General features: G+C 68.1%; 10 protein-coding genes. 2 read left to right on the top strand and 8 right to left on the bottom strand.

Annotation, left to right across the window (positions count from 1 at the left end; translation table 11 throughout):
- Window positions 1-29: 29 nt before the first annotated feature.
- The 7 genes from AC3A6M_RS02955 to AC3A6M_RS02925 all read right to left on the bottom strand — a co-directional run bounded on the left by AC3A6M_RS02955 (window position 30) and on the right by AC3A6M_RS02925 (window position 7,423).
- The gene (locus tag AC3A6M_RS02955; protein WP_487851251.1) at window positions 30-1,244 is read right to left on the bottom strand and encodes a PA0069 family radical SAM protein; all 1,215 of its coding nucleotides are present in this window, start codon (window positions 1,242-1,244) and stop codon (window positions 30-32) included.
- 110 nt (window positions 1,245-1,354) lie between these two features.
- Window positions 1,355-1,975 (bottom strand): tRNA-uridine aminocarboxypropyltransferase, encoded by a 621-nt coding sequence (locus tag AC3A6M_RS02950; RefSeq protein ID WP_487851250.1) that lies wholly within the window; start codon window positions 1,973-1,975, stop codon window positions 1,355-1,357.
- A 37-nt stretch (window positions 1,976-2,012) separates the two neighbouring features.
- Window positions 2,013-2,636, bottom strand: a complete 624-nt coding sequence (locus AC3A6M_RS02945; protein WP_487851249.1) for an NADPH-dependent FMN reductase — start codon at window positions 2,634-2,636, stop codon at window positions 2,013-2,015.
- A gap of 75 nt (window positions 2,637-2,711) precedes the next feature.
- Window positions 2,712-4,106, bottom strand: a complete 1,395-nt coding sequence (locus AC3A6M_RS02940) for an efflux transporter outer membrane subunit (protein WP_487851248.1) — start codon at window positions 4,104-4,106, stop codon at window positions 2,712-2,714.
- Complete coding sequence (locus AC3A6M_RS02935) at window positions 4,103-5,203, bottom strand: HlyD family secretion protein (protein WP_487851247.1); 1,101 nt, start codon at window positions 5,201-5,203, stop codon at window positions 4,103-4,105. The genes AC3A6M_RS02940 and AC3A6M_RS02935 overlap by 4 nt, the downstream gene beginning before the upstream one ends.
- Before the next feature lie 25 nt (window positions 5,204-5,228).
- Window positions 5,229-6,959, bottom strand: coding sequence for an MFS transporter (locus tag AC3A6M_RS02930; RefSeq protein WP_487851246.1), 1,731 nt, complete (start codon window positions 6,957-6,959; stop codon window positions 5,229-5,231).
- Complete coding sequence (locus AC3A6M_RS02925) at window positions 6,956-7,423, bottom strand: MarR family winged helix-turn-helix transcriptional regulator (protein WP_487851245.1); 468 nt, start codon at window positions 7,421-7,423, stop codon at window positions 6,956-6,958. Before AC3A6M_RS02925 ends, AC3A6M_RS02930 begins: the two co-directional genes overlap by 4 nt.
- Before the next feature lie 193 nt (window positions 7,424-7,616).
- Here AC3A6M_RS02925 and AC3A6M_RS02920 point away from each other — a divergent pair, with 193 nt between their 5' ends.
- The gene (locus tag AC3A6M_RS02920) at window positions 7,617-8,861 is read left to right on the top strand and encodes a dienelactone hydrolase family protein (protein ID WP_487851244.1); all 1,245 of its coding nucleotides are present in this window, start codon (window positions 7,617-7,619) and stop codon (window positions 8,859-8,861) included.
- Between the two features lie 179 nt (window positions 8,862-9,040).
- Window positions 9,041-10,243, top strand: coding sequence for an esterase/lipase family protein (locus AC3A6M_RS02915; RefSeq protein ID WP_487851243.1), 1,203 nt, complete (start codon window positions 9,041-9,043; stop codon window positions 10,241-10,243).
- Window positions 10,244-10,271: 28 nt separating this feature from the next.
- Here AC3A6M_RS02915 and AC3A6M_RS02910 read toward each other — a convergent pair whose 3' ends face one another.
- The gene (locus tag AC3A6M_RS02910; RefSeq protein WP_487851242.1) at window positions 10,272-12,170 is read right to left on the bottom strand and encodes a hybrid sensor histidine kinase/response regulator; all 1,899 of its coding nucleotides are present in this window, start codon (window positions 12,168-12,170) and stop codon (window positions 10,272-10,274) included.
- Window positions 12,171-12,411 lie beyond the last annotated feature (241 nt).

Below are 12,411 nucleotides of genomic sequence, written 5' to 3'. Positions count from 1 at the left end.
GGATCGCCTGCCGCAGGATCGCCTGCCGCTCAGAACAGATCCAGCTGCGGGCTCGCCTTCACCGGCTTGCGGCGCCCCGTCTGCCCACCGGCGGCCTCCGCCGGCGCCCCGCCGAACAGGTCCAGCTGGGTGACGTCTTCTTCCCGGCGCTGGCAGGCAGCTGCCGACGGCACCACCAGCGGGCGGCGGAACTGCGTGCCGTCCATCTTGCTGAAGCGCCCATTGAAACCATCCATGCCGAGGCGCTTGACGGCCTTGCTGAAGCGCTGGCGGATCAGGTCGGCCCACACGCCTTCGCCGGTCATGCGCTTGCCGAAGTCGCTGTCGTATTCCTTGCCACCGCGCATGTCTTTCATGCGGTTCAGCACGCGTTGCGCACGGTCTGGAAAATGAGCGTACAACCATTGGTGGAACAGCGGATTGACTTCCCACGGCATGCGCAGCACGACGTAATGGGCGCCGACCGCGCCGGCATCCTTGGCGGCTTCGAGGATGCGCTCGATCTCCGGCTCCGTGATGAAGGGAATGATGGGCGCGACGCTGACGCTGACCGGGATGCCGGCTTCGGTAAGGGTGCGGATCGCGCGCAGGCGGCGCGCGGGCGCGGCCGCGCGCGGCTCGAGCGTGCGCGCGATCTCGCCGTCCAGGGTGGTCAGCGTGATGGCGGCGGCGGCCAGGCCCTTCTCCGCCATCGGCGCGACCAGGTCGATGTCGCGCTCGATCAGCGCCGACTTGGTGATCAGGCCATATGGATGGTTGCACTCGGCCAGCACCTCCAGCACCTCGCGCGTGATGCGGCGTTCGCGCTCGCAGGGCTGGTAGGCGTCCGTATTCACGCCGATGGCGATGCTTTCGGGCACATAGCCGGGACGCGCCAGTTCGCGCCGCAGCAGGTCGGCGGCGTTCACCTTGGCGAAGATGCGGCTTTCGAAGTCCAGGCCGGGCGACAGGCCGAGGTAGCTGTGCGAAGGCCGTGCGAAGCAGTAGATGCAGCCATGCTCGCAGCCGCGGTAGGGATTCAGCGAGACATTGAAGGGAATGTCCGGCGAAGCGTTGCGGGTCAGGATGGTCTTGGCAAACTCATCCGTAACGACGGTCTTCGGCGCCGCCGGGACCTCTTCCTTCAGTCCCGGGACCGTCCAGCCGTCGTCGAACCGTTCGCGGCCGTGGACTTCGTAGCGGCCCTGGAGGTTGGACACGGCGCCACGGCCCTTGTGCGGCGTCAGCGGCCGCGGAGGGATCATGACTTGTCCTTGCAATTCCACGTCTTCAGCCCAAGCTTGTTGGCGATTCACTATGGCGCTCCCGAGTACTGTATGGATATACAGTATCGTACACCCGCTTCCGTGCGGGTTCAAGCGCGAAATCGTTCTGCTTGTTGTTCCACAAACCCGTCGAAGCTGGCAAACAACGGTGCGTAATGCTCAGGGGAATTTTCCAGCTGAATTAGCGCATGGGCGGCCGCTTCCAGCGACGAGAGCTGGTCCGCCGCGTGGGCCTTGCGAATCCGATAAGCGGAGGGCGGCAGGTCGTGCAAAGCGAGGCGCGGCAGGCCCTGCAGCGAGGGATTTACGTAGAGCATCTTGCGGCTCTTGCGCCAGGTAGCGTCCAGCAGCACCAGGCGCAACCTGTCCGGCTGCGCCAGCAGGTTCGGCTCGACACCGGGCGGCGCCGGCAGGCCGAGCGCGGCCTCGCCCGGCATCTGCGGATACAACAGCAGCGGCGTGCGCCCGGCGGCGTGCAGGGCGGCGTCGAGTTCCACGGCATCGAATACTTCACCGACCAGCAGGCGGCTGGAAACCAGGCAAAGGTGCAGCAGGCGCGCGCTGTTCTTGGCGTTGTGCACCTCGAGCGGATGTTGCAGCACCAGCAGTTCGACCCGGCTGGCAAGCGGCGTCGCGAAGCGGCAGATGCAGGCGCTTTCCGCCCGCAGGCAGGCGGCGCAGGTGGCGCGGCGGGAAATCCTGGTCGTCATGGGCGGCGATTGTACCGCCGCCCGCCCGGCACGGCACTCAGAAACTGCCGCCGACCCGCTCCCCGCGCGGCGGCATATTGTCCGGCGCCGGCACCGGCGGATCGTCCTTGCGCAGGGGCTTGAGCGCCGCGCTCCACTGCACCACCTGGTCGAGCATGGTCTCGACGGACCGCTCATGGTGCTCGGCCGGGTTGAAGGTCGTGAAATTCTCGAAGTCGGTGAACAGCGACAGCATCACCTGGGCGCGCACGTCGGCCACCATCAGCTCGCCCATCACCAGGCGCAGGCTCTCGATCGCGCGCGCGCCGCCGGCGCTGCCGTAGCCGACGAAGCCGGCGGCCTTGTTGTTCCACTCCTTGTACAGGAAGTCGATGGCGTTCTTCAGCGCGCCGGACGTGCCGTGGTTGTATTCGGGGGTGACGAACACGAAGCCGTCGAACTCGGCGATCTTCGCCGCCCACGCCTTCGTATGCGGCTGCGAGTACTGTCCCATCGAGGGCGGCACCGGCTCGTCCAGCAGCGGCAGCCTGAAATCCGCGATGTCGACCAGTTCGAAGGCGGCGTCGCCGCGCGTACCCGCGCATTCCATCACCCAGCGCGCCACGTCGAGCGCCTTGCGTCCGGGGCGGGTGCTGCCCACGATGACTCCGATATTGATCATGCTGCCCTCCGATGTTGGTCAATCGTTCATTGTTCAGCCGATTCTAGTCAGGGTCACCGACATGGCGCGCCCGATTCACGGCGACGTCTTCCAGCCGCCGCCCAGGGCCCGGTACAGGTCCACGTGCGCCGCCAGCCAGCTCGCCCGCAACTGCAGCACGCTGGTCTCGGCATTGAAGGCGTTGCGTTGCGCGTCCAGCTCTTCCAGGTAGGACGAGTAGCCGTTGCGGTAGCGGTTGTGGGCGATGCGCAGCACCTCGGCGGCGGCCACCCGGCGCGCCTCGGCCTGCTCCAGCTGCTCGCGCAGGCGCTGCACCGCGCTCAAGCCGTTCTCGGTCTCGGCGAAGGCATTGCGCACCACGGATTCGTAGGCGAACACGGCGCGGTCGCGCAGCGAGGCGGAGATCTCGGCCTGGGCGCGCAGGCGGCCGGCGTCGAAGATCGGCGCCAGCACGCTGCCGCCCACGCTCCACAGCATGGTCCCGGAGCCCAGCAGGTCCGGCAGGTTGTGCGCATAGCCGCCCACCGATGCGGTCAGGCGCAGCGACGGCAGCATCTGCCCGCGCGCCGCGGCCAGGCTGGCGTCCGCCGCGGCGACGGCCGCTTCCGCCTGGGCGATGTCGGGCCGGCGCCGCAGCAGTCCGGACGGCAGGCCCGGCGCGATTCCCGGCGGCTGCAGGGCCGCCAGTTCGGCGCCGCGCGCGACCGGCCCCGGGCTGGCGCCGGCCAGCACGTTGAGCGCATTTTCCTGCTGGGTGATCGCACGTTCGAGCTGGGGCACCACGGCGGCCGTGGTGCGGTACTCGGCCTCGGCCTGCGACAGTTCCAGGCGCGAGCTGTAGCCGACCTCGAACTGGCGCCGCGCCAGCTCCAGCGACCGCTGGCGCGAGGCCAGGGTCTGGCGCGCCAGGGCCAGCTGGGCATCCAGGCCGCGCAGGTTCAGGTAGCCGGACGCGGTGCTGGCCGCCACCGACAGCGCCACCGCGTCCGCCGCCGCCTGCTGGGCCGCATAGTCGAAGCGCGCCGCCCGCGTGGCTTCTTCCAGCCTGCCCCACGGGTCGAACTCGTAGGCCGCCTGCACGTTGCCGGTGATGCTGGTCGATTCGATCGGCGTACCAAATGGTCCGATCGTGCGCGCCCGCGTCGGCCCGGCGCTGAGCGAGACGCTGGGCTCCTGGGCCGAACGCGCGACCTGGATCCGGGCCTGGTATTCCTGCAGGCGCGCGCGCGCGGTGCGCAGGTCGCCGTTGCGCGCCAGGGCCTGGGCCACCAGCGCATCCAGCGCCGGGTCGCCGAATGCGCGCCACCACTCTTGCTCGACGGCGGCGTTCGGCCCGACCGCCAGCGGCGCGCGCCAGGCGGCCGGCACCTCGAGCGTGGGCGCCGGCCGGTCCTGCACCGGAATCCGGCAGCCGGCCAGCGGCAGCAACAGCAGCAACTGCGCCGCGCCGAGGGCGCACACGCGCCTCATCGCTGCTGCCCTTTCGCGGCCGCGGCGGGCGCTCCCGTATCGATGCTGGCCACCACCGACATCCCCGGCCGCAAGCGTGCGGCCAGCTCCTGGTTCGGATCGATGCTGATCCGCACCGGGATGCGCTGGGCGATCTTGACGAAGTTGCCGGTCGCGTTGTCGGGCGTGATTACCGAGAATTCGGAACCGGTGGCCGGCGCGATCTGCTCGACATGGCCGCGCATCTTCGCGTGGTTCAGGGCGTCGACCGTGAACGTGACGGGCTGGCCCAGGCGCACGTCGGCCATCTGCGTTTCCTTCATGTTCGCCACCACCCACATGGCCTGCGGCACCAGCGCGGTCAATTGCGCGCCGGCGTTGACGAAGGCGCCGAGGCGCACCGTCACCTGGCCGAGCTGGCCGTCGCGCGGCGCCACGATACGTGTATTCGCCAGGTCGATCTCGGCCAGGCGCACCGCCGCTTCGGCATTCGACACCGCCGCTTCCAGCGAGGCCCGGTTGACGTCCACCGTGCGCAGGTTCTGGCGCGAGATCTCCAGCGCGGCCCTGGCCTGCGCGGTCTGCGCCAAGGCCTGGGCATGCGCGGCGCGGGCGGCGTCGCGTTCGCGCGCGGACAGCGAACCGTCGGCGGCCAGTTCCTCGACCCGGCGCAGATCCGCCTGGGCGCGCTGGGCCTGGGCGCCGGCATTCGCCACCGCCGCCTGGTTCTGGGCGATGGTGGCGCTCGCGCTCTTCTGGCTCTGCGCGAAGTTGGCGAGCGCGGCGCGCTGGGTGGCAAGCTGGGCGCGCGCCTGCGCCAGGCGCTGCTGGTAGATGCGGTCGTCGATGCGCATCAGCAGCTGGCCCTGTTTCACGTTCTGGAAATCCTGGACGTCGACCTCGACGATGTAGCCGGACAGCTGCGGACTGATGATCGTCACCTGGCCGCGCACCGTCGCGTTCTCGGTGGTCTGCATGCTGCTGCGGAACGGCGGCAGGTCCCAGGCGTAGAGGACGATCAGGACGCCGATCAGGGCGATGAAGGCGAACAGCAGGCCGCTCACGATCACGTGGCGGTTCGATTTTTCCTGGGTGGTTGCGGTGTTGGTCTCGGCCATGGCGGTCTTCGGATGGTCATCGGTTTCACAGTTGGCGGGGCGCGGTGTCGGCGACCGGTTCGGGCGGCACGCCGGCGGGGGTCGCGATCGGCGAATCGGTCACCATCTCCGGCGCGGTCTTCGGCGCCGGCGCCGGCGGCGGCGCGGGCGGCGCCACGTACTTCAGCCACAGCGCGCGCCCGAAGATCCAGGCCGCCAGCAGGCTGGCCAGGATCGCGATCAGCAGGAACACGTCGTTGAAGGCGAGGATGTTGGCTTCGCGGGTGGCGGTCTGCGCCAGCACCGAGATGCCCTGCCGCGTGCGCGAGGACGGATCGGCCAGCACCCGCCCATAGGCCGCCCCGCCCTGCTGGATGCGGGCGGCCACCAGCGGATCGAGGCTGCTGAGCTGGTCGGCCAGGTTCGACGAGTGGAATTTTTCGCGCGTCACCTGCCAGGTGCCCAGCAGCGAAGAGCCGAGCAGGCCGCCGAGGTTCTGGGTCAGGCCGAACAGCACCGAGAAGGTGATCAGGTTGGCCGGGTTCGAGATCACCGAACCGAGCAGGGTCAGCAGCAGCGGCCCGAGGAAGAACACGCCGCCGAAGGCCAGCAGGCCCTGGCTGACGTACATCTCTTCCGGGCGCGTCTGGCTGGTCGCATGCGAGTCGATCCAGGCGCCCAGGGCCATGATCAGGAGGGCGATCACCTGCGGTCCCATCAGGTGCTTCGGATTCAGGACCAGCACCGACATGGCGATGCCGAGCAGGGTCGATGCCAGCACCACCAAGAACAGGGTCTGCAGCTGGTCGTTGTTCAGCCCCACCATGCGCAGGAAGCCGACCGCGCCCACGCTCTGCTCGGACAGCACCACGCGCACCAGCACCATGGCGATGAACAGGCGCGCGATCATGCCGTTGCTCAGCCAGCGGATGTTCAGCAGCGGATTCTTGCGGTTGTGCTCGACGGCGATGGCGGCCAGGATCAGCACGATGGACACCGCCAGCGCCACCCCGATCCAGGGCTGCGAAGTCCACCACAGCACGCGGCCGAAGGTGAGCGCCGCGCACAGCAGCGCCATGCCCGGCGCGAACAGGGCGAAGGTCACGAAGTCGGTGGGGCGGAAGGCCTTGAAGCGGTCGCCCGGGGGCAGCTTCAGCCACAGCACGGCGCCCAGCGTCACCAGGGTCAGCCCGAGTTCGAACAGGTACAGGCCGCGCCACTCCGCGATCTCCAGCAGGCGGGTCGAGAACAGGTAGGCGATCGGCAGCGACAGCTGCGAGATGCCGGTCGAGATGATGATGCCGCGCGGCCGCCACTCCTTGGTGAAGGACTGCAGCGTGTAGTACAGGCCCAGCGTGGACAGCGCGGCGCCGACCATGCCGTGCGCCGCGCGCACCGCGATCGCCGAGCCGAGGTCGTTGACGAACAGGTGGGCGAAGGTCACCAGCGCGTACAGCACCAGGAAGAATTCGGTGAAGGCGCGCAGGCCGAACTGCTGGCGGAACTTCACCAGCAGCAGGTTCATCGAGACGTTCGTCATCACGTAGGCGGCCGGCAGCCAGTTGGTCTCCGCGGCGTAGGCGCCCAGCGCGCCCTGCAGGTTGACCAGGTTGACCGTCACCAGCGCGTTGCCGAGGCCGCCGGTCAGCGTGACCAGGGTCCCGACCAGGAAGAACGCGGCGCGGCGCGGCGTGGAGTGGCGCGGAAAGGACGGGCCGCCCGGCATGGTCGGGCGTTCGTCCGGGTGCCATTCGCGCGGCGCGTACTTGTCGCTCATGCATTCTCCAGCGCCTGCTGCAGGCTTTCCAGCACCGCGGCGGCGGTCGCCACCTCGGCCGGATCCAGGCGCGCCAGCACCGCGCGCCGCAGGTCTTCCGCCTGCGCCCTCACCTTTTCCTCCAGCGCCCGGCCTTCCGGCGTGAGCACCACCAGCTTGACGCGGCGGTCGCTCCGGCTCGGGATGCGCTCGATGAAGCCGGAAGCCGCCAGGCGGTCGATGGTGGCGACCAGGGTCGCGCCGTCGACGCCCAGCTGCTGGGCCAGTTCGGTCTGCGACGGCGGGTGCGGACGCGCTTCGCCGGCGCCGCGCTGCATCTCCGCCAGCGCGGCGACGGCGCTCCAGCCGGCCGCGGTCAGGCCGCAGGCCTTCAGCTGGCGTTCGAGCGCCTGGCGCCAGGCGCGCCCGCCGGCCTGCAGGGCCTGGGTGAAGCGCTCGCTGAGTTGTTCATCGGAAGCAACCATGGGGCCACCAAATCGTTGGACGTTCCGATTATCTGCGTGTTCTGGAATTTGTGGCCACACACGAAGATTTAATGCGCGAATTGGTTAATCGGATATTGCTCTAGGAAATTACAGTGCTTAGAATCAACTCATTCCGCTAAGCAAATGGTTCCTGACGGACACACCGTGAGGTCCCGCCGTTCCAGAGTTTTCCATGTTTAGAGCACGCGCATCTGTTCGCAAACTGACCTCCGCTCTCATCGTCGGCCTGGCCATGCTGCCGGGCCTGTCGGTCGAGCAGGAACTGCAACTCGACTACAGGATCAACGAGCACATCATGCTGATCCCGGCCGGCCAGAACCATCAGGCCCGCCTGGAGACGACGGTGTTCCAGCCGAACGGCCCGGGTCCGTTTCCGCTCATCATCATCAACCACGGCAAGGACCCCGGCCACCCGAACCTGCAGCCGCGCGACCGCTTCTATCACATGGCCCACGCCTTCGTCGCGCGCGGCTATGCGGTGATGGTGCCGATGCGCCAGGGCTTCGCCAACTCGACCGGCCGCTACCGCGACCACGGCTGCGACATGACCGCCAACGGCTACACCCAGGCCGAGGACATCCGCGACACCCTGGAATTCGCCCGCGCGCAGAAGTGGATCGACGCCGACCGCATCGTGGTGGCCGGCCAGTCCTATGGCGGCCTGGCGACGATGGCGCTGGGCACCCAGGAACTGCCGGGCGTGCGCGCCCTGATCAACTTCGCCGGCGGCCTGCGCGACGACAGCGACGGCTGCGGCTGGCGCTCGGCGCTGGTCTCGGCCTTTGCCGAATACGGTGCGCAGAACAAGATCCCGAGCCTGTGGATGTACGGCCAGAACGATTCGCTGTTCGGCCCGGAACTGGTGGCGCGCATGCACGACGCCTTCGAGCAGGCCGGCGGCAAGGCCCGGCTGGTCGAGTACGCGGCGTTCAAGCGCGATGCGCACGGCATGCTGGCCAGCCGCGACGGCGAAAAGGTCTGGCTGGCCGACACCATGCGTTTCCTGGACCAGGTCGGCATGCCGACCAGGGTGCTGTACAAGGTCCCGGAGCCGCCGCTGCCGCAGCCGACCAATTTTGCCAAGGTCGACGACGTCGACTCGGTTCCTTTCCTCAGCGAAAACGGCAAGCGTGCCTATGCCGAATATCTTACCAAGATGACCCCGCGCGCCTTCGCCGTGTCGCCGAGCGGCGCCTGGTGCTGGGCCGAGGAAGGCGAGGCCCCGGAAGCGCGCGCCCTGGCGACCTGCTCGGCCAAGAGCGACAAGCCGTGCCGCCTCTATTCGGTCGACGAGCACGTGGTGTGGAACCCGGACCTGGCCGAGAAGGCGGCGGTGACGGCCTCGAACACGCCGGCGCCGGCGCCGGATGGGGCGGGGACGGCGCAGCTGGGTGGGACTGCGGCGGTTACCAACTGACATTCCCGTCGTTCCCGCGCAGGCGGGAATCCAGGTTGGTGGCAGATCGCGAAACTTGGGTCCCCGCCTGCGCGGGGACGACGTTCGAGAGCCGGGGGCCACGCTTTGGTCCGGCTCAAATCCCTCCCCCAGTACCAATTCGACAATGTAGCGTCCGTCACCCACCAAGGGAGAGCTGCATGTCATCCATGAACAGGGCCTGGGCCCGAGCGCTGCTGGCCCTGGCCTGCCTGCTGGGCACGGCAACGGCCGGGGCCGCCAATAACTATCCGGTCGTGCTGGTGCACGGCTTCCTCGGCTTCGGGCCGGACACCTTTCCCGGCAGCAGCTTCCTGTACTGGGGCGGCTACCATGACATCGCCGGCCGCATGCAGCGCTACAAGGGTCCGCATGCCGTCTACACGGCCGGGGTCGGCGCGATCAGCTCCAACTGGGACCGCGCCGCCGAGCTGTATGCCCAGATCAAGGGCGGCTGCGTCGACTACGGCGCCACCCACGTCGTGCGCTACGGCTATCCCGGCCAGCCGCGGAAGCCCGCCGGCAAGTGCTGGGCCGCCGATCCAGACGACAACCCGCATGGCTATCCCCTCGCCTTCTATCCGCAATGGGATGCCGCCCACCCGATCCACCTGATCGGCCACAGCCAGGGCGGCACCACGATCCGCGCCCTGGTCCAGCTGCTGGAACACGGTTCGCCCGACGGCGACGAAGGCGGCGGCGAGCTCTACCGCGGCGGCAAGACCGGCTGGGTCAGGAGCGTGGTGACGATCTCGGCGCCGCACAACGGCACCACCTTGCGCGATGCGGTGCTGGACGTCCTGCCGCATCTGCGCAGCCCGCTGCGCGACATCCTCGACAACCGCCTCGCGCACTGGGAACTGGCGCCGGACGGGGCGCGCGAATTCAACCGCTGGGCGCTCACCTCGCCCTGGGTCTATTATTTTTCGGTGGGGACGCGGGCCACGGTGGCGGGCGCCTGGTGCTGCAACGGCAGCGATCGCCAGCTGGCGCCGATCCAGAGCAGCAACTACCAGTACCCGCGCGACGACATGATCCCCTACTTCAAGCTGTTTTCAGGAGAATGGATCGTGGGTTCACTGGCCCAGCCGGGCATGGGCTCCTATACCCAGTCGGACCCGGGACGGGTGCGCATCGACAGCAGCTGGTTCGCCAGCGACGGCGTGGTCAACACGGTCAGCATGCGCGCGCCCGCGGGCCATCCGGTGCGCGACTACGACGGCCGGGCCGTGCGCGGCAGCTGGAACTTCCTCGGCACCTACGACGGCTACGACCACTTCGACATCCTGGACTGGCCGAACCCGGGTCCGTCGGCGGATCCGGTCTACGACCGCATCTGCGACATCATCTTCGGCCTGGAATAAGGCTCCCTTCCCATCGGATGACGCCGCCCTATATCGCGGTGCGCAGGGTGCGCGCCAGGTCGGACAGGCGGTAGGGCTTGTTGACGAAGGCGAACTCGTTCAACACCCCGCCATGGCGCTGCTTGAGCGCCGGCAGCGGATAGCCGGACGCCAGCATGATCTTGGTGTCCGGATAATGGGTGCGGGTGTAGGTGGCCAGCTCGATCCCGTCCATCCCGTCCGGCATGACGACGTCGGTGAACAGGATGTCGATGTCGCGCTGCTCCAGCAGGTCGACCGCCTCGCGGCCGCTGGAGGCGGTCACCACGTCGTAGCCCATGCTGGTGAACAGCGAGGCCGCGACGTCCATCAGGTCCGGCTCGTCCTCGACGATCAGCACGCGCTCGACATGGGCGCGGCGGTCTTCCTGCGCCTCGGACAGCACCGCCGGCAGGTAGATCGCGATCGTGGTGCCCTCGCCCGGCTTGCTCTCGATGACGACCTCGCCGTCCGACTGCTTGATGAAGCCATACACCTGGGACAGGCCCAGGCCGGTGCCCTTCCCCACTTCCTTGGTCGTGAAGAAGGGTTCGAAGGCGCGCGACACCACGTCGGGCGGCATGCCGGTGCCGGTGTCGCTGACCGTGATCCGCACGTAGTCGCCGGCCGGCAGGCTGCCCGCCTCGTGCTGGCCGAGCGTGACGTTGCGGGTGGCGATGACGATGCTGCCGCCGTCCGGCATGGCGTCGCGCGCGTTCACCACCAGGTTCAGCAGGGCCGATTCGAGGCGCGCGCTGTCGATCACCGCGCTGTGCGCCTTGCGGTCGAGGTCGACCTTGAATTCGATGTTGGCATTGCCGGCGCGCCGCAGCACCGGCTCGAAGCCGGTGATGATGCGGTTCACGTTGCGGGTTTCGGCCTGCAGCGGCTGCTGGCGCGCAAAGGCCAGCAGTTGCTGGGTCAGGCGCGCGCCGCGGTCGACCGCGCGCCGCATGCTCTCGATGGTGCGGCTGTCGCCGCTCTCGCCGCGCTGCAGCGCCAGCACTTCCAGGCCGCTCGACAGCACCGACAGCAGGTTGTTGAAGTCGTGCGCGATGCCGCCCGTGAGCTGGCCGATCGACTCCATCTTCTGGGCCTGGTACAGCGCGGCGTTCGCCGCTTCCAGGGCCTCGGCGGCGCGCTTCTTCTCGGTCAGGTCGCGCGTGATCTTGGCGAAGCCGACCAGATGGCCCTCGTCGTCGCGGATGGCGTCGATGATCACGTGGGCCCAGAAGCGCGTGCCGTCCTTGCGCACGCGCCAGCCCTCGGCCTCGAAGCGCCCGGCCGAGCCGGCGGTGGACAGGGCGCGCTTGGGCACGCCCGCGATCCGGTCTTCCTCGGTGTAGAAGCGCGAGAAGTGGCTGCCGACGATCTCGTCCTGGGTGTAGCCCTTGATGCGCTCGGCGCCCGAGTTCCAGTTGGTGACCACGCCTTCCGGCGACAGCATGTAGATCGCGTAGTCGGTCACGCCCTGCACCAGCAGGCGGAAGCGCTGTTCGCTCTCGCGCAGCTTGTCCTCGGCCTCCTTGCGCTCGGTGACGTCGCGGGTCACCTTGGCGAAGCCGAGCAGGACCTTGTCTTCGTTGTAGATCGGGTCGAGCACCACGTGGGCCCAGAAACGGGTGCCGTCCTTGCGTACGCGCCAGCCCTCGGCTTCGTACTTGCCTTCCGTGAGCGCCGTCGCGAGGGCGCGCGCCGGCAGGCCGGCGGCGCGGTCCTCCTCGGTATAGAAGCGCGAAAAGTGCTCGCCCAGGATTTCCTGCGCCACGTAGCCCTTGAAGCGGTTGGCGCCCGCGTTCCAGCTGCTCACATGTCCCTGCGGATCCAGCATGTAGATCGCATAGTCGTTGATGCCGGAGATCAGGTATTGGTAACGCCGCTCATCCGACAGGACTTTTTTATCTTGCATGTGTTCGCTCATGGCTGTGCACTCGTGTCCAGATGCACGAATTCATTGATTCAAATCCACTTAATCATACACCCACCCCGTTTGCCCTGCCCACGCACGCGCAATGCAATCCAACGTTCACGCATGGCGCATACCGTTGTGTTCACGCTGCATCGGCAAAATTGTCAAAAGCTCCAATGAAAGTGCAACATCCTTTCATTGTAAAATGGAGGACTTGCAATTAACGTTTACCGTCACTATT

This window comes from Telluria sp. Soil_C_11, from assembly GCF_057657395.1.
Note: the sequence above shows the minus strand (reverse complement) of the source record. Positions and strands in the feature narration are given on the sequence as shown.

Excerpts from the sequence above, each read along its gene's own strand:
- AC3A6M_RS02935 (WP_487851247.1), bottom strand. The coding sequence starts at position 5,203 with ATGGCCGAGACCAACACCGCAACCACCCAGGAAAAATCGAACCGCCAC.
- AC3A6M_RS02940 (WP_487851248.1), bottom strand. The coding sequence starts at position 4,106 with ATGAGGCGCGTGTGCGCCCTCGGCGCGGCGCAGTTGCTGCTGTTGCTG.
- AC3A6M_RS02955 (WP_487851251.1), bottom strand. The coding sequence starts at position 1,244 with ATGATCCCTCCGCGGCCGCTGACGCCGCACAAGGGCCGTGGCGCCGTG.
- AC3A6M_RS02910 (WP_487851242.1), bottom strand. The coding sequence starts at position 12,170 with ATGCAAGATAAAAAAGTCCTGTCGGATGAGCGGCGTTACCAATACCTG.
- AC3A6M_RS02950 (WP_487851250.1), bottom strand. The coding sequence starts at position 1,975 with ATGACGACCAGGATTTCCCGCCGCGCCACCTGCGCCGCCTGCCTGCGG.
- AC3A6M_RS02925 (WP_487851245.1), bottom strand. The coding sequence starts at position 7,423 with ATGGTTGCTTCCGATGAACAACTCAGCGAGCGCTTCACCCAGGCCCTG.
- AC3A6M_RS02920 (WP_487851244.1), top strand. The coding sequence starts at position 7,617 with ATGTTTAGAGCACGCGCATCTGTTCGCAAACTGACCTCCGCTCTCATC.
- AC3A6M_RS02945 (WP_487851249.1), bottom strand. The coding sequence starts at position 2,636 with ATGATCAATATCGGAGTCATCGTGGGCAGCACCCGCCCCGGACGCAAG.
- AC3A6M_RS02930 (WP_487851246.1), bottom strand. The coding sequence starts at position 6,959 with ATGAGCGACAAGTACGCGCCGCGCGAATGGCACCCGGACGAACGCCCG.
- AC3A6M_RS02915 (WP_487851243.1), top strand. The coding sequence starts at position 9,041 with ATGTCATCCATGAACAGGGCCTGGGCCCGAGCGCTGCTGGCCCTGGCC.